Genomic DNA, 21,044 nt, shown 5'->3' with positions numbered 1-21,044 from the left:
GGGAGCGGATTCATCCGCGAAGCGGTATCCCAGACACTGAAGCCATATCGAATGTACCGGCCTCTTCGCGAATGAATTCGCTCCCACAGACGACTGGCCGCGGATTATACCCATTCCCCGGCAATGCCTTTATGATGCCGCACATGATCAAAGACCCCTTCGCAAGACTCGGCCTCGACCGGGAAGTCCTTACCGTCAGCCAGCTCAACGGCCGTGCCCGGGTGTTGCTGGAAGATGTGTTCAGCAATATCTGGGTCGAGGGCGAGATATCCAACCTGTCGCGCCCCGCTTCGGGCCATGTGTATTTTACCCTCAAGGACTCCGGCGCCCAGGTGCGTTGCGCGCTGTTCCGCCAGAGTGCGGCACGGGTGCGGCAGGCGCTGAAGGACGGTCTGCAGGTCAAGGTGCGTGGCAAGGTCTCGCTGTTCGAAGGCCGTGGCGATTACCAGTTGATCCTGGATACCGTCGAACCGGCCGGTGATGGCGCCCTGCGTCTGGCCTTCGAGGCACTCAAGGACAAGCTCAACGCCGAAGGCCTGTTCAGTGCCGAGCGCAAGGTGGCCCTGCCCCTGCATCCGCAGCGTATCGGCATTGTCAGCTCACCTACCGGTGCGGTGATTCGCGACATCATCAGTGTTTTTCGCCGCCGCGCGCCCCAGGTCGAACTGACCCTGATTCCCACCGCCGTTCAGGGCCGCGAAGCCATCAACCAGATCGTGCGCGCCCTCAAGCTGGCCGACGCCCGTGGCTTCGATGCCCTGATCCTGGCCCGCGGCGGCGGCTCTCTGGAAGACCTGTGGTGCTTCAACGAAGAAGCCGTGGCCCGGGCCATTGATGCCTGCGTCACGCCGATTGTCAGCGCGGTCGGCCATGAAACCGATGTGTCGATCAGCGATTTCGTCGCCGACGTCCGCGCGCCGACGCCCTCTGCCGCTGCCGAACTGCTTGCCCCTGATACCAGCGACCTGCATCGCCGCGTGGAAAACCTGCAACGACGCCTGATCAGCCGCATGCAGGATCGCCTGATGCGTGATCGCCTGCGCCTGGAAGGTGTATCGCGGCGCCTGCGTCATCCCGGCGAACGCCTGCGTCAACAGGCCCAGCGCCTCGATGACCTGGACCTGCGCCTGCGTCGCGCCTTCGAGCAGCAGGGCCACAAACGTCAAGTGCGTCTGGCCCATCTGCAAAGCCGCCTTGGCGCCCAGCATCCGGGCCGCACCCTGGCCTTCCTGCGGCAGCGCCTGGACGTACTGGCCGAGCGCCTGCCCCGGGCTATCCGCGAGAACCTCAAGACCCGCCGCCTGCAATTGCAGAATCAAGTTCAGACGTTGAATGTCGTCAGCCCCCTGGCAACTCTGGGCCGTGGCTACAGCATCCTGCTCGACGAACGCGGCCATGCCATACGCCGCGCTGAACAGACCCGACCCGGCCAGCGCCTGACCGCCCGCCTGGGTGAAGGCGAGCTGCAAGTGCGGGTCGAAGACAATCACCTGACACCTGTCACCCTTTCTTTACTGGATTGAGCCAAGCCATGCTGCGTGTTATTGCCCCTCTGTTCGCCCTGTGCCTGGCCCTGCCCGCCTACGCCGACAGCTATATAAGCCGCGCGCTGAACAAGCCGGTGCCCGGTGGCGTGGCAGTGATCGACCTCGGTGCCGCCGCCCAGGCCCCCAAGGCCACCTTCCAGGGCAAACAGGTATTGGTGGTCAAGGAACAGGACAGTCACTGGCTGGCCATTGTCGGCCTGCCACTGACCCTCAAGCCCGGCAATCAACAACTCGCCAGCGGCGGCCGCCAGTTGAGCTTCGTGGTCGGCAGCAAGAAATACCCGGAACAGCACATCACGTTGCAGAACAAGCGTCAGGTCAATCCCGAACCCCAGGACCTCAAGCGCATCGAGAAAGAACAGGCCCTGCAGTTCGCCGCCTACCGCAGCTTCAGCCCGGTCACGCCAAGCAACCTGATCCTCGACAAACCCGTGGACGGCCCGCTGTCGAGCAAGTTCGGCGTGCGCCGCTTCTTCAACGGCGAAGAACGCAACCCGCACTCGGGCCTGGACTTCGCCGTACCGGCCGGCACACCGATCAAGTCGCCGGCCGCTGGCAAGGTAATTCTGATTGGTGACTACTTCTTCAATGGCAATACCGTATTCGTCGACCATGGCCAGGGCTTCATCAGCATGTTCTGTCATATGTCGAAGATCGATGTGAAGGTCGGCGATGCCGTGCCCCGTGGAGGCGTAGTCGGTCGTGTCGGCTCCACCGGCCGCGCGACCGGGCCGCATATGCATTGGAATATCAGCCTCAATGATGCGCGGGTTGATCCGGCGATCTTTATTGGCGCCTTCCAGCCTTGAGATGAAGAAGCTGTTGCGCGACCTGAAAATACCGCGCAACAAATCTACAGTTAGCCGGGACATGACGCGATTAAATCCCGCCATAAGGAAAATTTGAGGAGCCTTTCCCAATTTTTCGCAAGAGCTTGCCAACTTTCACCCCAATGGGTACGGTTGGGCTTATGAAAACCTCTCAGACCCTCATTCTGTTGCGCCAGCATCGCTGCCTCAGCCTGGTCAGTGCCCGACTGCCAAGCTAGATCGCGGTGCCTCGCCCCTGTCTTCATTTCATACGGTGGCCGCCTCTTCTCGGCCTCTTCAGTACCAAAGGATTGTTTCCATGACCATGCTCAAAGACCCTTCGACCAAGTACCGTGCGTTCCCTGTCATCGACTTGCCTGATCGCACCTGGCCGTCCAAGACCATCACCGAAGTGCCGATCTGGTGCAGCTCCGACCTGCGCGACGGCAACCAGTCGCTGATCGAGCCGATGGACGCGGTGAAGAAACTGCGTTTCTGGAAAACCCTGGTCCAGGTCGGCGTCAAGGAAATCGAAGCGTCGTTCCCGGCAGCCTCCCAGACTGACTTCGACTTCGTCCGCACCCTGATCGAAGACGGCCACATCCCGGATGACACCACCATCCAGGTGCTGACCCAGGCCCGTGAAGACTTGATCGCCCGTACCTTCGAATCCCTGCGCGGCGCGAAAAAGGCCATCGTGCACTTGTACAACGCCACGTCGCCGTCCTTCCGCCGCATTGTCTTCAATCAGGACAAGGCCGGTGTGAAAGAGATCGCCGTCAACGCTGCCAAGCTGTTCGTCAAATACGCCGCCCAGCAGCCGGAAACCCAATGGCAGTTCGAATACTCCCCTGAGACCTTCAGCGCCACCGAGCTGGAGTTCGCCAAGGAAGTCTGCGACGCGGTCATCGAAGTGTGGAATGCCACACCGCAGAACAAGGTGATCCTCAACCTGCCGGCCACTGTTGAAGTGGCTACGCCGAATATCTACGCCGACCAGATCGAATGGTTCTGCCGCAATATCACCCGTCGTGACAGCGTGCTGATCAGCCTGCACACCCACAACGACCGTGGTACCGGCGTTGCTGCGACCGAGCTGGGCCTGATGGCCGGTGCAGATCGCGTCGAAGGCTGCCTGTTCGGCAACGGCGAGCGTACCGGCAACGTTGACCTGGTAACCGTGGCATTGAACATGTACACCCAGGGCCTGAACCCGCAACTGGACTTCTCCGACATCGACGGCGTGCGCAAGGTCGTCGAAGAGTGCAACCAGATTCCGGTTCACCCGCGCCACCCTTACGTCGGCGACCTGGTTCACACCGCATTCTCCGGCTCGCACCAGGACGCCATCCGCAAGGGTTTTGCCCAGCAGAAGGAAGACGGCGTCTGGGAAGTGCCTTACCTGCCGATCGACCCGGCCGATATCGGCCGCAGCTACGAGGCAGTGATTCGCGTCAACAGCCAGTCGGGCAAAGGTGGCATCACCTATCTGCTGGAGCAGGAATACGGCATCGCCCTGCCCCGCCGCATGCAGATCGAGTTCAGCCAGGTCGTGCAGGGTGAAACCGACCGCCTGGGCCTGGAAATGACCGCGCAACAAATCTACGCCCTGTTGCACAGCGAGTACCTGCAAGCCAACACCCCGTATGCGCTGGTCAGCCATCGCCTGCAGGAAGAAAACGGCCATAGCGCTGTGGAAGTGGAGGTGTCCAGCACCGGTCAGGGCGAAACCAACCTGACCTGGCGCGGCAAGGGCAATGGCGCCCTGGAAGCCCTGGTAGCTGGCCTGCCGGTTCCGGTTGAGATCATGGACTACAACGAACACGCCATCGGCGTGGGCACCACGGCCAAGGCCGCTGCCTACATCGAACTGCGGGTCAATGGTGAACGCGCGGTGCACGGCGTGGGGATCGATGAAAATATCACCACCGCCAGCTTCAAGGCACTGTTCAGCGCCCTTAACCGCGCGTTGAGCCAGGCTCAGGCCAAGGCGGCTTAAAAGCTGCGGTGACAAAAAAAGGCCCTTTTCAGGGCCTTTTTTATTCGTGGGTTCTGGCAGTCAGGAAGCTCGTACCAATACGGCATAACCCACTGAGATATATCGCGCTTTTGTGGGAGCGAATTCATTCGCGAAAGCTTTATTTCTGACGCCGCCAATGTGTTGGATGTACTGGCCCCTTCGCGGATGAATCCGCTCCCACAGATCCGACGATATGCACGCGCTACTGTGCGAATTCATTCGCGAAAGCTTTATTCCGGACACCGCCAATGTGTTGGATGTACGGGCCCCTTCGCGGATGAATCCGCTCCCACAGACCCGATGATATACACACGCTACTGTGGGAGATTCTATGTCTGGGGGGAACCCCCAGACATAGAACTCGGATTTTGTACCGCTCGATCAAGCCGTGGTATTGACGCTGCCCTTGGCCTGGTCCTGCATCATCTGCATCAACGCTGCCTGCTCGGCACCCAACTCAGCGGTGGTACCGGAGATCTGCTGCTGGATCGCCATGACCTGCTGGGCCTTGATCTCTTCCGGCGCCTTGGACTGCTGCGCGGCCGCCAACTGCTTCATTTGCTCTTGCAGACGTTTCTGAGTCTCCTTGATCCGCTCCTTCAACTGCTCGATGGCCTGCTCGGCAGGCGAACCGCCGGAACTCTTGGCACCCGAGCCATTGGTGTTCTGGGCCGGCTTGGACACGGTAGCTTTCAGATTCACGCCCACTGTAGTGGCATCGGCGTTGGCTTTGTCCTGATCGGCTTTCGAGGCAAGCGTGAAAGGGCTGCTGTAGAGGTTCAGCGAACTCGTATTGATAGTGGTCATAGCGAACTCCTGTTATGTAGAGCGGCTATCGACCAATACCGGCAGAACTTGAATCGAGCGCAAGATAAAGAGCCCGCAACCTTAGGTTGCGAGCATCTTGTGTCGTAACGGGTATCGCTTTGAAAACGACTCAGGCGGTGGTGTCGATACCGCCGCTGCTTTCCAGTTGCATCAACGCCGCCTGCTGGGTCGACAGGGTCGCCGTGGTACTGGCGATCTGGCTTTGTGCAGCCATGACCTTTTGCTGCTTCTCCTCGTCGGAGCCTTTGGCAGCCTGGGCAGCAGCGAGCTGTTGTTGCTGCTCCTGCAACTGCTTCTGGGTTTCCTTGATCTGCGCTTCCAGCTTCGCGATGCTTTCCTGGGTCGCCGTGCTGGACGACGAACCGCCGCCACCGCCACCCGCCGCACCACCACTGGAAGACGCCTTGGCGCCGCTCACATCGGCAGTGGCCGTAGTCGAAGAGGTGCTGCTGGAGTCAGTTGCGGTGGTGTCGTCGGTCGTGTTGCTCTTCACCGAAACGGTGAACGAAGACGAGTACAAGCTGAGGGATGAGGTGCTGATGGTCGTCACTTGGGGAGCCTCCTGATTGATATGGCTAATATCGACCCCAGCTCCCCATAACTGTAGCTAATTAGTGTATCTCGAATGTATCAGCGTCGAGATATGCCGGAAACCTTGAGCGGTAGGCCGCGAGTTCCGTGGCGCTCAGGGTGACCTCGAAAACACCGTCGGCCTCCCCGGCACCGAACAGGCTTTCACCCTGGAAGTCCAGGACCTGACTGTCACCGGTATAGGCAAAGCCTTTGCCGTCGGTGCCGATACGATTGACCGCCGCGACATAACACAGGTTTTCGATGGCCCGGGCTGGCAGCAGACGATTCCAGTGCAAGCGACGAGCACCGGGCCAGTTGGCGGTGTAAATCAGCAGGTCGGTGTCCTGGGCCGAACGGCTCCATACCGGGAAGCGCAGGTCGTAGCAGATCAGTGGTCGCACACGCCAACCCTTGAGCTCGAACAGCACCTGACGCTCGCCGGGGCTGTAGTGCTTGTGCTCACCGGCCATGCGGAACAGGTGGCGCTTGTCGTAGTGCTGCAACTCACCGTCGGGGCGTGCCCACAGCAGGCGATTGCGATGGCTGCCATCGGCGGCGCGGACAATCACGCTGCCGGTGACCACGGCGTTCAGGCGCCTGGCCTGGGCCAGCATCCAGGCGGCGGTCGGGCCGTTTTCCGGCTCGGCCAGCAACTCCGACTCCATGCTGAAGCCGGTGGTGAACATTTCCGGCAGGATCACCAGGTCGGCGCCTTCGGCCTGATCGAGCAAGGCATCGAAGTGTTCGTGGTTGGCCTGGCGGTCATGCCAGGCCAGGGTGGTCTGGACCAGCACCACCTTGAGATCGGGTAACTCGCTTAGATCACGCATAGTTTCTCTGCTGCTTGGCGCAGCGTCTCCTCGCGCTTGGCGAAGCACAGGCGAATGATGCGCTGTCCTTCGGGTGGGTTCTGATAGAAAACCGACACGGGAATACTGGCAACACCGTGTTCACGGGTCATCCACAGAGACATGTCTACGTCGTTGAGGTCCGGGCGGATCTGCGAATAGTCCACCAGCTGGAAATAGGTGCCGCCGACCCGATTGAAGGTAAAGCGCGACGCCGCCAGTTGGTCGCAGAAGAAATCCCGCTTGGCCTGATAGAACGCCGGCAGTTCTTCGACGTGCTCCGGGTGGGCGGCCATGAAGTCGGCCAGGGCCCATTGCAGCGGGGTTACGCCACAGAAGCTGACGAACTGGTGAATCTTGCGCAGCTCGGCGGTCAAGGCTGGCGGCGCGACCACGTAGCCGGTTTTCCAGCCGGTGACGTGATAGGTCTTGCCGAACGAGCTGACCACGAAGGCGCGCTGATACAACTCTTCATGGGCCAGTACACTGGCATGCTGGACGCCGTCGTATACCAGATGCTCGTAGACTTCGTCGCTGACCAGATAGATATCGCGATTGGCGATCAATGCCGCCAGTTGATCGAGTTCGGCACGGGTGATCAGGGCGCCGCTGGGGTTGTGCGGGCTATTGATGATGATCATGCGCGTGCGCGGGCTCAACGCATCGCTGAGCTTCTGCCAATCGATGGCAAAATCATTGATGCCCAGTTGCACATGCACGCACCGGCCACCCGCGAGTTCGACTGAAGGCTCATAGCTGTCATAGCAAGGATCGAAGACAATCACTTCGTCGCCAGGGCGGATTACCGTCTGGATGGCGCAGAAAATCGCCTGGGTCGCGCCTGGGGTGACCGTGACTTCGCTGTCCGGATCAACCTTGCGGCCATAGCTGCGGGCGATCTTCGCTGCAATCTGCTGGCGTAATGCAGGCAGGCCGGTCATTGGCGAGTATTGGTTATGGCCTTCGGCAACATGGCGGCTAAGCGCATCGCGCAAGGCTTGCGGGCCGTCGAAATCCGGGAAGCCCTGGGACAGGTTGATTGCCCCGGTCTCGGCGGCGAGCTGGGACATCACGGTAAAAATGGTGGTGCCCACGTTGGGCAATTTGCTGCTGATCATCGAGCCTTTCCCTGCGGTACACCCGGCTCCACAGCGGCACGGGTCAGGCAGGATAGCCCATAGCGCAAGCATAAAAAAAGGCGCCATTGGCGCCTTTTTCCGAGAAAGCCTTTTACAGAATCAACGCTTATCGCGGCGCTTCTTGTCGGCTTTCTTGTGGTGCGACATCATTCGACGCTTCTTGTTGACCTGGCGGTCTGTCAGCGTGTTCTTGTTGCCTTCGTACGGGTTCTCGCCGCCCTTGAATTCGATGCGGATCGGCGTGCCGACCAGCTTCAGGACGCGGCGATAAGTGTTTTCCAGATAGCGCACGTACGACTTGGGTACTTTCTCGACCTGATTACCGTGGATCACGATCAGCGGCGGGTTGGCACCACCCAGGTGCGCATAGCGCAGCTTGATGCGGCGGCTGCCCACCATCGGCGGAGCATGCTCGCTGACGGCGTCTTCGAGGATCTGGGTCAGGCGGCTGGTCGGCCAGCGGGTAACCGCCGACTTGAACGAATTCTGCACCGACTGATACAGGTTACCCACGCCCGTGCCGTGCAGGGCCGAGATGAAGTGGATATCGGCGAAGTCGACGAAGAACAACCGGCGTTCCAGCTCGGTCTTCACGAAATCGCGTTCGCTCGGCACCATGCCATCCCACTTGTTCAGTGCGATAACCAGGGCGCGCCCGGCTTCCAGGGCAAAGCCCAGCAGGTTGAGGTCGTGATCGACCACGCCTTCCCGGGCGTCCATGACGAAGATGACCACGTTGGCGTCTTTGATCGCCTGCAGCGTCTTGACCACCGAGAACTTTTCGACTTCCTCGTGGATCTTGCCGCGCTTGCGCACACCGGCCGTGTCGATCAGCGTGTACTTCTCGTCGTTGCGCTCGAACGGGATGTAGATACTGTCGCGGGTGGTGCCAGGCTCGTCATAGACGATGACCCGGTCCTCACCGAGCATGCGGTTGACCAGGGTCGATTTGCCGACGTTCGGACGGCCGATAATGGCGATCTTGATGCCGTCTTTTTCGCTCGGGCCAGGGATGCGCTTGGCTTCCTCGCCTTCGGCGACGTGCTCGGCTTCGCCCTCTTCAGGCTCTTGCTCGTCACGGGGGAAATCGCGCAGGGCGATTTCCAGCATCTGGCTGATGCCACGGCCATGGGCGCCGGCTACCGGAATGGCGTCACCGAGGCCCATCGGGCTGAATTCGGCGCGGGCCAGCTCAGGATCGATGTTGTCGATCTTGTTGGCGACCACGTAGGAACGCTTGTTGCGCTTGCGCAGGTGCTCGCCAATCATCTGGTCCGCAGCGGTGTAACCGGCGCGGGCATCGACCAGGAACAGCACAACATCGGCTTCTTCGATGGCCAGCAGCGACTGCTCGGCCATCTTTTCGTCCATGCCGTGCTCATCGCCGGAAATACCACCGGTGTCGATCAGGATGTAGGAGCGCCCCTGCCACTTAGCCTCACCGTATTGGCGATCACGGGTCAGACCGGACAGATCGCCGACGATGGCGTCACGAGTCCTGGTCAGGCGGTTGAACATGGTGGACTTGCCGACGTTCGGTCGGCCCACCAGGGCGATTACGGGAACCATGCGGCTCTCCACTTCGTTATTTCAGAAAATACAAAAGCCGCTGCACAGCAGCGGCCGGAGCTTGGCGCGACACACCGAGTGTCGCAGGCCTTGTCTGGGCAAGGCCGCTCGACGCCTGCCTCCCGCGTCAGGCAGGAGGCTCACATCGAGCATAGACAGCCATTACTTGATCGTCAGGGCTTCCAGTTTGCCGCTGTTGCCGTAGACATAGATCATGTTGCCATCCACCAGCGGCCGGGCACGCAGGCCGTCACTGTCGATACGCTCGCGACCGACGAAGCGACCGTCAACCTGGCTGAGCAGGTGCAGATAGCCTTCGAAGTCACCCACGGCGACATAGCTGGAGTAAACCTCTGGCGAACCCAGCTGGCGACGGGCCAGTTGGTCGTTGGTCCACAGACCGGTGGTGGTGCGCTCATCGACGCCCTCGACCGAACCGTTGGCCAGGCTCAGGTAGACGCTGCCAAAACCCTGGGCGACACCCGAGTAGCTGGAGGCATCACGCTGCCAGAGAATACGGCCGCTTTCCAGATCCAGACCGGCAACGCGGCCCTGATAGCTGGCGACGTAGATGGTATTGCCCGACAGCAGCAGGCCACCGTCGATATCGACCACGCGATCGAGCTCGGAACGACCTTGAGGGATGGCAACACGTTGCTCCCAGACCGGTACGCCGTTGCTGGTATCCAAAGCTACGACCTTGCCGGTGGAAAGACCGGCAATCGCCAGGTGATTGGTCACCAGCGGTGCGCTGGTGCCGCGCAGGGTCAGTACCGCCGGGGTGCTTTCGTAGATCCAGCGACGGTTGCCGGTGGACGCATCGAAGCCGACCACACGGTCGTCCTGGGTCTGTACCACGACCACATCACCGTTGTTGACTGGCGGTGCCAGTACTTCGCTGGTGACGTGGGCGCGCCATTTCTCTTCACCGTTGGTCGCGTCCATGGCGATGACTTCGCCCTTTAGCGTACCGATGGTCAGCATGCCGTACGCCACGCCGACTGCGCCGGATACCGGCACCTTGAGATCTTTCTTCCAGATCACGTCGCCGGTCATGCGGTTCATGGCTACCACTTCGCCATTGACGTCGGCGGCGTAAATCTTCTCGCCATCCAGGGCCGGAACCAGCATGTTGTAGGTTTTACCCTGACCATCACCGATGGAGCGGCTCCATTGCTTCTGCAGGACCACTTCTTCCTTGAAAGAAGTCAGTTCGGCGGGCGGCAATTCCTTTTTGCTGTTGCTGCTGCAACCCACGGCCATAACGGCCAGGGCCAGCAATGCTGCATGTTTCCAACGGATCACGTCACGCATCCCCTTTGGCCAGGTCGTCGAGTTTCATTTGCAGGTCACCCACGGCAGCCTCTTCGGACAGCGCGGATTTAGCTTTCTGGTAAGCAGCATGGGCTTCATCAGCGCGACCCAGTTGTACCAGCAGGTCACCCTTGAGCTCTTCACGACTGGCCAGGAACGCCTTGTCGGCATCACCAGCGAGCAGTTTCAGCGCATCTTCGGTCTTGTTCTGTGCCGCCAGGATCCGGGCCAGACGCTCACGGGCGATTTCGCCCAGGGTCGGGTTGACCGGCTTGTCGAGTACAGTCTTCAGCTCAGCTGCAGCATCATCGAGCTTGCCGGCATCGACGGCAACCTTGGCAACGAACAGGCTGCCGTATTGGGCGTAGGCGGTCCCAGCGTATTCGCTTTTCAGCTTGCCGGCGATGTCGGCGACACGGCCGATATCAGCCTGACCGCTTGGCGTCAGCGCAGTTTCGAGCAGTTGCTGATACAGCGCCGAGGCACCCTGGGTCTGGTTGCCCTGATATTTCTGCCAGGCCTGCCAGCCAAAGAACACGATCAACGCCAGCAGACCGCCAGTCACCAGGGGTTTGCCGTTGCGCTGCCACCAGTCCTTCATTACCGCCAGCTCTTCATCTTCGGTACGCGACACCCCAATACTCCTATTCGCTAAATCGGCTGTTAATCAGCTCTCAACCCTGCACGACGCAGGCGGCCAGGTGCTCGGACAGAGCATCCCAGGCAATATTTTGTTGTTCGCCCTGACCACGCAGGGGTTTGACACCGATGATCTGCCGCGCCAGTTCTTCTTCACCGAGGATCAGGGCAAACAGCGCACCGCTCTTGTCGGCCTTCTTGAACTGGCTCTTGAAGCTGCCGGCACCGGCATTGACTTGCAGGCGCAGGTCCGGCAACTGGTCGCGAACGCGCTCGGTCAGGGCCAGGGCAGCCAGCTCGGCCGCTTCGCCGAAGGCACAAAGGTAGACGTCGACCTGACGGGAGATCTCTTGCGGGATCTGCTCCAGGGTTTCCAGCAGCAGCACCAGACGCTCGATGCCCATGGCGAAGCCAACGCCGGAGGTCGGCTTGCCGCCCATCTGCTCGACCAGACCGTCGTAACGACCACCGGCACACACGGTGCCCTGGGCGCCGAGTTGGTCGGTGACCCACTCGAAAACCGTCTTGCTGTAGTAATCCAGGCCGCGCACCAGCTTGGGATTGATCACATAAGGAATGCCGGCTGCATCCAGACGCGCTTTCAGGCCTTCGAAATGCACGCGGGACTCTTCGTCCAGGTAATCCGCCAGTTTCGGCGCATCCACCAGTACGGCCTGGGTGTCCGGGTTCTTGGTATCGAGCACGCGCAGCGGGTTGGTCTTAAGACGGCGCTGGCTGTCTTCGTCCAGTTCGCTCAGACGGCTGGAGAGGAATTCGACCAGGGCGTCACGATAACGGCCACGGGCTTCGCTGGTGCCAAGGCTGTTGAGCTCGAGCTTGACCGCGTTGCGGATACCCAGCAGGCCCCACAGGCGCCATGTGAGCACGATCAGTTCGGCGTCGATATCCGGACCATCGAGGTTGAAGACTTCGACCCCGATCTGGTGAAACTGGCGGTAACGGCCTTTCTGCGGACGCTCGTGGCGGAACATCGGGCCGATGTACCACAGCTTCTGCACCTGGCCACCACCGGTGATACCGTGCTCGAGTACCGCGCGCACGCAGGCCGCCGTACCTTCAGGGCGCAGGGTCAGGGAATCGCCATTGCGATCCTCGAAGGTGTACATCTCTTTTTCGACGATGTCGGTGACTTCGCCGATGGAGCGCTTGAACAGCTCGGTGAACTCGACGATGGGCATGCGGATCTGGCGATAACCATAGTTATCCAGCAGGCGCGAAACAGTGCCTTCGAAGTAGCGCCACAGCGGCGTTTGTTCCGGCAGGATGTCGTTCATGCCACGAATGGCTTGCAGGGACTTGCTCACAAAAAATCCTTAGCGAAATCTTCTATTGGCCACACTCAGCCGCGGGCGATGAGCGCCGCTTCGGCTGCGACTTTTTCGGCCGCTTTCTGCCGGATCAAGCGTTCAAGCTCATCCACCAGATTGTCATTGGTCAGTTTCTGCGCCGGCTTGCCATCGATGTAGATCAGGTTCGGCGTGCCACCGGTGAGGCCGATATGCGCCTCCTTGGCTTCGCCAGGACCATTGACCACACAACCGATCACCGCGACATCCAGCGGCACCAGCAGATCTTCAAGGCGCCCTTCCAGATCGTTCATGGTCTTGACCACATCGAAGTTCTGCCGCGAGCAGCTCGGGCAGGCGATGAAGTTGATCCCACGGGAACGCAGGTGCAGCGACTTGAGGATGTCGTAACCGACTTTCACCTCTTCGACCGGGTCAGCGGCCAGGGAGATGCGGATAGTATCGCCAATTCCTTCGGCCAGCAGCATACCGAGGCCGACGGCAGATTTCACTGTGCCTGAACGCAGGCCACCGGCTTCGGTGATGCCCAGGTGCAGAGGCTGAATGATTTGCCTGGCCAGCAGACGGTAGGCTTCAACCGCCATGAACACGTCAGAGGCCTTGACGCTGACCTTGAAGTCCTGGAAATCCAGACGGTCCAGGTGCTCGACATGGCGCAGGGCCGACTCGACCAAAGCAGCCGGGGTCGGTTCGCCGTATTTCTTTTGCAGGTCTTTTTCCAGGGAACCGGCATTGACCCCGATGCGAATCGGGATACCACGGTCACGGGCAGCATCGACCACCGCACGCACACGATCTTCGCGACCGATGTTGCCGGGGTTGATCCGCAGGCAATCGACACCCAGTTCGGCCACGCGCAAGGCGATCTTGTAGTCGAAGTGGATATCGGCGACCAGAGGCACCTTGACCAATTGCTTGATGCGGCCAAAGGCTTCGGCGGCATCCATGTCCGGTACGGAAATGCGCACGATATCGACACCGGCGGCTTCCAGACGGTTGATCTGGGCGACCGTGGCGGCGACATCATTGGTGTCGCTGTTGGTCATGCTCTGTACGGCAATCGGCGCATCACCGCCGACAGGGACCGAGCCAACCCAGATTTTGCGGGATTCGCGACGCTTGATCGGAGATTCACCGTGCATGAGTTATTGCCCCAGCTTCAGGCGAGCAGTCTCGCCACTGGTGAATGGAGCGACGTCGACTGCCTGACCGTTGTAGGTCACCTGGGCGCCGCGGGCGTAACCGAGGCGTACGGTCAGCGGCGGCTTGCCATTGACGTCAACGCTGTCGCCTTTGCGTTTCAGGCCACTGAGCAGCACCTTGCCGCCGCCGTCGGTGACCTGGGTCCAGCAATCGGCAACAAATTGCAGCTTCAACTGACCATTACCTGCCGGCACTTCAACCGCAGGCGCCGCTTCGCTGGTAGTCGGTGCAGCCGTTGGCGCGGTGCTGGTCGGCGCCGTGGCAATCGTTGGTGCAGCAGTTTGTGGCACATGGGCAGGTGCAGCTGGCGGCGTTGCGGTGCCGTGGGTTGCAGTTCCCGGAGCCGTCGGAGCCGGAGTGGCCGCCGGGGCTGTCGCGGTTTCTGCAGACGGCGCGGTATTCAGTGGCAGAGGCGCGTCCTGAACCGGCTTGGGTGCTTCTTCCGGCTCGTCCAATGGGTGAATCTGCGTGGTACCGTCGGCGCTTTCCACTTCCACATGCTCAAGCGCCAGACCGCCCTGGTCCTTGCCGCGGGAAGAGGTTTGATCCTGCCACCAGACAAACCCGCCACCGACCAGCACGACCAGCAGCAGCAGGCTGACGATCCGCAGGATATTGTGGGACAGGCGCACGGGTTCTTCGATGCGGCCCAGGGCATGTACAGCGCTGCCCTTGCCGTCGGTACCGGTGGTCTGGTCGAACTGATTGACCAGCGCGGACTGATCCAGGTCCAGCAGCTTGGCGTAGGCACGGATATAGCCGCGGGCGAAAGTGTTACCGGGCAACTTGTCGAATTCACCGGCCTCGACGTGGCTCAGGGAAGCCACGGTGAGGTTGAGCCTCAAGGCCACATCGGGCAGCGACCAGTTCCTGCTCTCGCGGGCCTGGCGCAGGGTTTCTCCAGGATTCATGCGAGTGGTTGCCACAACTTCGGGATGCGCCGCTTTCATCATTGCTCCGACAGGTATTGCTGATATTCCGGCGTACCGGGATAGAGTCTTTTTAGTAGCAGGCCGTAACTGGCCACTTTGTTGCGATCGTCATAGATCTTGCCCAGTCGCGTACCGAGCAACAGGCTGCGCGCGTTCTGCTCGCTGACCTTGCTGAAACGATCGTAGTATTCGCGCGCCGGCACATATTGCCCGTCTTCGTAAGACAACTCAGCCATTTCCAGCAATGAACGTGACAATTGACGATCCAGGTGCAGCGCCTTGGTGAAGTGTTCGCGTGCGGTTTCGCGCTGCCCCAGCTGGATGGCGGTCAGGCCCAGGTTCTCGAAAACCCGTGAACGACCGGTGTAGAGGTTGTCTTCGGCGGCCTGCTGGAAACGCTCATAGGCTTCCTTGTACTTCTTCTGCTCGAACAGGAAGCTGCCGTAGTTGTTGAGGATGCGGGCGTCGTTATGGCTGTTGGACAGGGCCTTGCGGAAATACTGCTCGGCCAGTTCCGGCTCCATCTCGGCCTGGAACACCAGAGCCAGAGTGGCGTTGGCGTCCGGGTCGGAGCTGTTCATTTCCAGGGCTTTCTTGAGCGGCACCTTGGCCCGCTCGGTCTGCCCCTGCTGCAGGTAGCCCACGCCGAGCTGGACGTAGGCCGCACGTGCCTCGTCACGTCCCTTGCTGGTGCTCATGGGGTCGATATTACCCGATGAAACGCAACCAACCAGCGAGGTCAGGACCAACAGCAGCAGCGCAGCACGCACAGACATGGGTACCCTCTCGGTCAGTTTCGCGGCGCGGCGCTTTGCACCACATCGGCCTCGGCACTCAGCTCACGCACAGCAATGTAACGTTCACTGCGGCGAGTCCGATCCATGACCTGGCCCACCAACTGGCCACAGGCTGCATCGATGTCTTCGCCGCGCGTGGTGCGCACAGTGACGTTGAAACCGGCTTGATGCAACTGATCCTGAAAACGGCGTATCGCATTGTTGCTCGGACGCTCGTAACCGGAGTGCGGGAAAGGGTTGAACGGGATCAGATTGATCTTGCAAGGCGTGTCCTTGAGCAGCTCGATCATCTCGACTGCGTGCTCGACCTTGTCGTTGACATCCTTGAGCAGGGTGTACTCGATGGTCAGGACGCGCTTTTCGCCCAATGCCGACATGTAGTTGCGGCAGGACTCAAGCAGCATTTTCAGCGGGTATTTCTTGTTGATCGGTACCAGCTGGTTGCGCAGCGCATCGTTAGGCGCGTGCAGCGACAGGGCCAGGGAGACGTCGATATGCTTGGCCAGCTCATCGATCATCGGTACCACGCCGGAGGTGGACAGCGTCACACGGCGCTTGGAAATGCCATAGCCCATGTCGTCCATCATCAGATGCATGGCGGCAATGACATTATCGAAGTTCAGCAGCGGCTCACCCATGCCCATCATCACCACGTTGGTGATGGCACGGTCGACGGTCGCCGGGACGCTGCCAAAGGATTTGTTGGCAATCCACACCTGACCGATGACTTCGGCGGCGGTGAGGTTGCTGTTGAAACCTTGCTTGCCGGTGGAGCAGAAACTGCAATCCAGGGCACAGCCTGCCTGGGACGAAACGCACAAGGTGCCGCGCTTGCCCTGGGGAATATAGACGGTCTCGACGCAGCTGCCGGACGCCACGCGCACCACCCACTTACGGGTGCCGTCGCTGGAAATGTCCTCGCTGACCACTTCCGGACCGCGAATCTCGGCACAGGCCTTGAGCTTTTCGCGCAGGGCCTTGCCGACATTGGTCATGGCGTCGAAATCATCGACACCATAGTGGTGAATCCACTTCATTACCTGACCGGCACGGAAGCGCTTCTCCCCTATCGAGTCGAAGAACTTTTCCATTTCCAGCTGAGTCAGCCCCAACAGGTTTGTCTTGCCAATCGATTCAGTCATGAATTCACCTTCGCTCGTAGACCAGAGTCTTATCGAGCGGTTACTTCGGTAGCAGCGAAGAAGTACGAGATTTCGCGGGCAGCAGCGGCTTCCGAGTCGGAACCGTGAACAGCGTTGGCGTCGATGGAGTCGGCGAAGTCAGCGCGGATGGTGCCGGCAGCAGCTTCTTTAGGGTTGGTAGCGCCCATCAGCTCGCGGTTCAGAGCGATAGCGTTTTCGCCTTCCAGAACCTGAACAACAACCGGACCGGAGATCATGAAAGCAACCAGGTCGCCGAAGAAACCGCGAGCGCTGTGCTCAGCGTAGAAGCCTTCAGCTTCAGCCTTGGACAGTTGCTTGAGTTTCGAAGCAACGACGCGCAGGCCGGCTTTTTCGAAACGAGTGGTGATCTCGCCGATTACGTTTTTAGCAACGGCGTCAGGCTTGATGATCGAGAAAGTACGTTGAACAGCCATGTGAAACTCCAGAAACTGTGATTAAAGCGAAAAATTAAACCCGCGAATTATACGCGGGTTCTTGAGTATTGCCTAACTGCTATGCGTTGCAGACCGTTAGTCGGCCTCTTCGATCCATAAGGTCTGAATGGCTTCCAGTACCTTTTCTCCGCCTCGGTCGGGAACATCGTCGAAATCCGGCAATTCCATGACCAGATTGCGCAACTTGACGAAATTCACAGAGAGGGGATCGATATCCGGATGCCTTTCGGCCAACTGAATCGCAATTTCCTGTACATCAACCCATTTCAGGCTCATGACCGTTCCTTGAATCAATGCGGCGCTTCGGCCGCATGGTTGAGCGAATATTTCGGGATCTCGACGGTCAGGTCTTCACTGCCGACCCTGGCTTGGCAGGCCAGGCGTGACTGCGCTTCCAGGCCCCACGCACGATCAAGATAGTCCTCTTCCAGCTCGTCGGCTTCTTCCAGCGAGTCAAAACCCTCACGGATGATGCAGTGACAAGTGGTGCAGGCGCAGACACCGCCGCAAGCGCTCTCGATCTCGATATGGTTGTCGTGGGCCACTTCGAGGATGGATTTGCCTTCCTCGGCCTCGACAACCATACCGTCCGGGCAGTGCTCGGCGTGTGGCAGAAATATGACCTGCGGCATCAGTTATTCCTCGATTTCATTCAGATTGCGCCCTGCCAGTGCGGCCTTGACCGTCGAATCCAGGCGGCGGGCTGCAAATGCGTCGGTCACTTGCGACAGACGCTTGGTCTGCTGCTCGATGGCCGGACCATCGGTGCCTTGCATCAATTCACGGAGTTCATCCATCTGCAATTCGATGACCATGCGCTCTTCGGCATCAAGCAGACGCTCGCCATCAGCCTCCAGGGCACCCTGTACGGCCTCCAGCAGACGCTCGGCGTCCACCTGCTGCTCACGCAGGACCCGAGCGACCTTGTCGTCGCTGGCGTACTGGAACGAATCCTTGAGCATGCGGGCGATTTCACCGTCGGTCAGGCCGTAGGACGGCTTGACCTGGATGCTCGACTCGACGCCCGACCCCAGCTCACGGGCGGACACGTTAAGCAGGCCATCGGCATCAACCTGGAAGGTCACACGGATCTTCGCGGCACCGGCCACCATCGCCGGGATACCGCGCAGCTCGAAGCGCGCCAGGGAGCGGCAATCGCTGATCAGCTCGCGCTCACCCTGCAGGACATGGATCATCATGGCCGTCTGGCCGTCTTTATAAGTGGTGAAGTCCTGGCCGCGGGCGACGGGGATGGTGGTGTTGCGCGGAATCACCTTCTCCATCAGGCCGCCCATGGTTTCCAGCCCCAGGGACAGCGGAATCACGTCCAGCAACAGCAATTCTTCGCCATCACGCTTGTTGCCGGCGAGAGTATCGGCCTGGATCGCGGCCCCGATGGCCACCACTTGATCCGGATCGATTTCGGTCAGCGGCTTGCGCCCGAACAGTTCGCCCACGGCTTCACGCACGCGAGGAACACGGGTCGAACCGCCGACCATGACCACGGCTTCGACTTCTTCAATTTCAATACCGGCATCGCGTACAGCACGACGGCAGGCTTTCAGGCTACGGGCCAGCATCGACTCGATCAGGCCGTTAAACGCATCGCGAGTCAGCTCGCCTTTCCAGTCGCCGTAGGCAACTTCAACCGACGCCGCGTCGGTCAGGGCTTCTTTTGCCGCGCAGGCTACCTGCAACAGGCTGCGCTGGGCAGAAGGGTCGATATCGGCGGACAAACCGGCCGAGCTGACGATCCAGCTGGCGATGGCGTGGTCGAAATCATCACCACCCAGGGCGCTGTCGCCACCGGTGGCCAGCACTTCGAACACACCGCCCGTCAGGCGCAGGATGGAAATATCAAAAGTACCGCCACCCAGGTCATAAATAGCTACAACGCCCTGGGCATGCTGATCCAGGCCATAGGCCACGGCAGCCGCAGTCGGCTCGTTGAGCAGGCGCAGCACGTTCAGGCCGGCAAGACGCGCAGCGTCCTTGGTGGCCTGGCGCTGGGCATCATCGAAATACGCGGGAACCGTGATTACCGCCCCGACCAGTTCGCCACCCAAGGTCTGTTCGGCGCGCTGGCGCAGGACCTTGAGGATGTCGGCCGAGACTTCCACCGGACTTTTCGGCCCCTGCACCGTATCAATGAACGGCATATGGGATTCGCCGCCGACGAAGCGGTAAGGCAGTTGCTCACCCAATTGCTTGACGTCAGCCAGACCGCGACCCATCAGGCGCTTGACCGACAGCACGGTGTTGAACGGGTCAATGGACGCGGCAGCCTTGGCCGACTGCCCGACTTCCACACGATCGGCGTGATAGCGCACGGCCGAAGGCAGGATGACCCGGCCTTCAGCGTCGGCCAGGGGCTCGGAAAGACCACTGCGTAACGCAGCGACCAGCGAATTGGTGGTGCCCAGGTCGATTCCCACAGCCAGACGGCGCTGATGGGGTTGAGGACTTTGGCCGGGTTCGGCGATCTGCAGTAGAGCCATGCTTATCTGAACATCACAGGCGCGCCGCCCAAGGGCGACACGGGGTTAGTCGTCGAGGCGCTCTTCCAGCTGGCGCACTTCATAAGAGAGCTTGTCGAGGAACTGCATGCGCCGCATCAGGCGTTCGGCCTGGTCGCGTTGCGCTGCGTCATCCCAACAGGCGGCAAAACTTTCGCCCAACTGCTCCTGAGCCACTTTCAGCCGCCGCTTGAACACGGCAACTCCCGCCAGATCCGCATCGTCCTGCAGTTCCTCAAGCTCTTCGCGCCATTGCATCTGCTGCATCAGGAACTCGGGATCTTGCACGGTGACTTCCAGCGGCACCTCACTGCCCCCAATGGCCAACAGGTAACGCGCCCGTTTCGGCGCACTCTTGAGGGTCTGGTAGGCTTCGTTGAGGCTGGCGGAACGCTCAAGCGCAACGCGCTGCTCACGCTCGGAAGCGTCGGCAAAGCGATCGGGGTGCACGCTACGCGCCAATTCGCGGTAGCGGGTGGCCAACTGTTCAAGATCCAGGCGGAAACCGGGCTGGAGATCGAACAGGGCGAAATGACAAGGAGTACCCACGTTCAGCCTCAGACGTTGAAGCTTTCGCCGCAGCCACATTCACCGCGCGAGTTGGGGTTGTTGAACTTGAAGCCTTCGTTCAACCCTTCCTTGACGAAATCCAGTTCAGTGCCATCGAGGTAGACCAGGCTTTTCGGATCGATGATGATCTTGACGCCGAACATCTCGAACACGGTGTCTTCACCGGCCGCCTCGTCGACGAACTCCAGCACATAGGCCAGACCCGAACAGCCCGTGGTGCGAACACCCAGACGAATGCCGTCACCCTTGCCGCGCCCTTCGAGGGAGCGACGTACGTGGTTGGCGGCAGCTTCTGTCATGCTGATAGACATGAAAACTCCTTACTTAGCGCAAGCGTGGGGAAAAGCGGCTGCTTACAGCAGGCCTTTCTTCTGCTTGTAGTCGCGAACGGCGGCCTTGATGGCGTCTTCGGCGAGTACCGAGCAGTGGATCTTCACCGGCGGCAGGGCCAGTTCTTCGGCCAGCTGAGTGTTCTTGATGGTCTCTGCTTCATCCAGAGTCTTGCCTTTCATCCACTCGGTCGCCAGGGAGCTGGAGGCGATAGCCGAACCGCAGCCGTAGGTCTTGAACTTGGCATCTTCGATGATGCCCTGCTCGTTGACCTTGATCTGCAGGCGCATAACGTCGCCGCACGCCGGAGCGCCGACCATGCCGGTGCCTACGTCTGGATCTTCCGCGTCCATCTTGCCGACGTTACGCGGGTTCTCGTAGTGGTCGATGACCTTTTCGCTGTAAGCCATGATTCGTTTCCTCTCACATCAGGGTGCCGCTCTGCGGGTCATGTTCAATCTTGC

The 21,044-nt window shown here is 60.3% G+C and carries 22 protein-coding genes; 3 read left to right on the top strand and 19 right to left on the bottom strand.

The annotated features are described in order from the left end of the window. The first annotated feature begins 143 nt into the window (after positions 1–143). The 3 genes from xseA to leuA all read left to right on the top strand — a co-directional run bounded on the left by xseA (position 144) and on the right by leuA (position 4,355). Positions 144–1,523, top strand: a complete 1,380-nt coding sequence (gene xseA, locus ACCD02_RS08115) for an exodeoxyribonuclease VII large subunit (RefSeq protein ID WP_413300178.1) — start codon at positions 144–146, stop codon at positions 1,521–1,523. An 8-nt stretch (positions 1,524–1,531) separates the two neighbouring features. Next, the gene (locus ACCD02_RS08110; protein ID WP_413300176.1) at positions 1,532–2,356 is read left to right on the top strand and encodes a peptidoglycan DD-metalloendopeptidase family protein; all 825 of its coding nucleotides are present in this window, start codon (positions 1,532–1,534) and stop codon (positions 2,354–2,356) included. Between the two features lie 319 nt (positions 2,357–2,675). After that, positions 2,676–4,355, top strand: coding sequence for a 2-isopropylmalate synthase (leuA, locus tag ACCD02_RS08105; protein ID WP_413300174.1), 1,680 nt, complete (start codon positions 2,676–2,678; stop codon positions 4,353–4,355). Positions 4,356–4,757: 402 nt separating this feature from the next. On the opposite strand, the gene ACCD02_RS08100 is transcribed toward leuA, so the two are convergent. From ACCD02_RS08100 to iscU, 19 genes are all read right to left on the bottom strand, one after another. Then, positions 4,758–5,183: a hypothetical protein gene (locus ACCD02_RS08100; protein ID WP_413300172.1), complete on the bottom strand. Its 426-nt coding sequence runs from the start codon at positions 5,181–5,183 to the stop codon at positions 4,758–4,760. Positions 5,184–5,313: 130 nt separating this feature from the next. Then, the gene (locus ACCD02_RS08095) at positions 5,314–5,754 is read right to left on the bottom strand and encodes a hypothetical protein (protein ID WP_413300170.1); all 441 of its coding nucleotides are present in this window, start codon (positions 5,752–5,754) and stop codon (positions 5,314–5,316) included. Between the two features lie 61 nt (positions 5,755–5,815). Continuing rightward, a complete protein-coding gene (locus ACCD02_RS08090; protein WP_413300168.1) occupies positions 5,816–6,607 on the bottom strand; it encodes an amidohydrolase in 792 nt (263 codons plus the stop codon). Then, complete coding sequence (locus ACCD02_RS08085) at positions 6,595–7,743, bottom strand: pyridoxal phosphate-dependent aminotransferase (RefSeq protein WP_413300166.1); 1,149 nt, start codon at positions 7,741–7,743, stop codon at positions 6,595–6,597. The genes ACCD02_RS08090 and ACCD02_RS08085 overlap by 13 nt, the downstream gene beginning before the upstream one ends. 120 nt (positions 7,744–7,863) lie before the next feature. Further along, a complete protein-coding gene (der, locus tag ACCD02_RS08080; protein WP_413300164.1) occupies positions 7,864–9,333 on the bottom strand; it encodes a ribosome biogenesis GTPase Der in 1,470 nt (489 codons plus the stop codon). A gap of 162 nt (positions 9,334–9,495) precedes the next feature. Next, positions 9,496–10,647 (bottom strand): outer membrane protein assembly factor BamB, encoded by a 1,152-nt coding sequence (gene bamB, locus ACCD02_RS08075; RefSeq protein ID WP_413300162.1) that lies wholly within the window; start codon positions 10,645–10,647, stop codon positions 9,496–9,498. Then, the gene (locus ACCD02_RS08070) at positions 10,640–11,281 is read right to left on the bottom strand and encodes a YfgM family protein (RefSeq protein ID WP_413300160.1); all 642 of its coding nucleotides are present in this window, start codon (positions 11,279–11,281) and stop codon (positions 10,640–10,642) included. Before ACCD02_RS08070 ends, bamB begins: the two co-directional genes overlap by 8 nt. Positions 11,282–11,321: 40 nt before the next feature. Further along, a complete protein-coding gene (gene hisS, locus ACCD02_RS08065; RefSeq protein WP_413300158.1) occupies positions 11,322–12,611 on the bottom strand; it encodes a histidine--tRNA ligase in 1,290 nt (429 codons plus the stop codon). Between the two features lie 35 nt (positions 12,612–12,646). After that, positions 12,647–13,756, bottom strand: coding sequence for a flavodoxin-dependent (E)-4-hydroxy-3-methylbut-2-enyl-diphosphate synthase (gene ispG, locus ACCD02_RS08060; RefSeq protein ID WP_413300156.1), 1,110 nt, complete (start codon positions 13,754–13,756; stop codon positions 12,647–12,649). Positions 13,757–13,759: 3 nt separating this feature from the next. Further along, complete coding sequence (locus ACCD02_RS08055) at positions 13,760–14,767, bottom strand: RodZ domain-containing protein (RefSeq protein WP_413300154.1); 1,008 nt, start codon at positions 14,765–14,767, stop codon at positions 13,760–13,762. Beyond that, positions 14,767–15,525, bottom strand: coding sequence for a type IV pilus biogenesis/stability protein PilW (gene pilW / locus ACCD02_RS08050; RefSeq protein ID WP_413300152.1), 759 nt, complete (start codon positions 15,523–15,525; stop codon positions 14,767–14,769). Before pilW ends, ACCD02_RS08055 begins: the two co-directional genes overlap by 1 nt. Before the next feature lie 14 nt (positions 15,526–15,539). Then, complete coding sequence (gene rlmN, locus ACCD02_RS08045) at positions 15,540–16,688, bottom strand: 23S rRNA (adenine(2503)-C(2))-methyltransferase RlmN (RefSeq protein WP_413300150.1); 1,149 nt, start codon at positions 16,686–16,688, stop codon at positions 15,540–15,542. 29 nt (positions 16,689–16,717) lie between these two features. Next, positions 16,718–17,143, bottom strand: coding sequence for a nucleoside-diphosphate kinase (ndk, locus tag ACCD02_RS08040; protein ID WP_002552482.1), 426 nt, complete (start codon positions 17,141–17,143; stop codon positions 16,718–16,720). 96 nt (positions 17,144–17,239) lie between these two features. After that, positions 17,240–17,440: a Fe-S cluster assembly protein IscX gene (gene iscX / locus ACCD02_RS08035; protein ID WP_413300147.1), complete on the bottom strand. Its 201-nt coding sequence runs from the start codon at positions 17,438–17,440 to the stop codon at positions 17,240–17,242. Positions 17,441–17,454: 14 nt separating this feature from the next. Beyond that, positions 17,455–17,796 carry an ISC system 2Fe-2S type ferredoxin gene (fdx, locus tag ACCD02_RS08030; RefSeq protein ID WP_413300145.1) on the bottom strand — a complete coding sequence of 114 codons (342 nt, stop codon included), beginning with the start codon at positions 17,794–17,796 and terminating at the stop codon, positions 17,455–17,457. 3 nt (positions 17,797–17,799) lie between these two features. Beyond that, on the bottom strand, positions 17,800–19,662 hold the full coding sequence (gene hscA / locus ACCD02_RS08025; RefSeq protein WP_413300143.1) for a Fe-S protein assembly chaperone HscA: 1,863 nt from the start codon (positions 19,660–19,662) through the stop codon (positions 17,800–17,802). A 45-nt stretch (positions 19,663–19,707) separates the two neighbouring features. Further along, on the bottom strand, positions 19,708–20,229 hold the full coding sequence (gene hscB, locus ACCD02_RS08020; protein WP_413300141.1) for a co-chaperone HscB: 522 nt from the start codon (positions 20,227–20,229) through the stop codon (positions 19,708–19,710). An 8-nt stretch (positions 20,230–20,237) separates the two neighbouring features. Beyond that, complete coding sequence (gene iscA / locus ACCD02_RS08015; RefSeq protein WP_413300139.1) at positions 20,238–20,561, bottom strand: iron-sulfur cluster assembly protein IscA; 324 nt, start codon at positions 20,559–20,561, stop codon at positions 20,238–20,240. A 42-nt stretch (positions 20,562–20,603) separates the two neighbouring features. After that, positions 20,604–20,990, bottom strand: a complete 387-nt coding sequence (iscU, locus tag ACCD02_RS08010; RefSeq protein WP_259105889.1) for a Fe-S cluster assembly scaffold IscU — start codon at positions 20,988–20,990, stop codon at positions 20,604–20,606. Between the last annotated feature and the right edge of the window lie 54 nt (positions 20,991–21,044).

The sequence above is a fragment of the Pseudomonas sp. Pseusp88 genome (genome assembly GCF_047303955.1).
GTDB lineage: Bacteria > Pseudomonadota > Gammaproteobacteria > Pseudomonadales > Pseudomonadaceae > Aquipseudomonas.
This window is presented reverse-complemented; position numbering and strand designations above follow the sequence as displayed.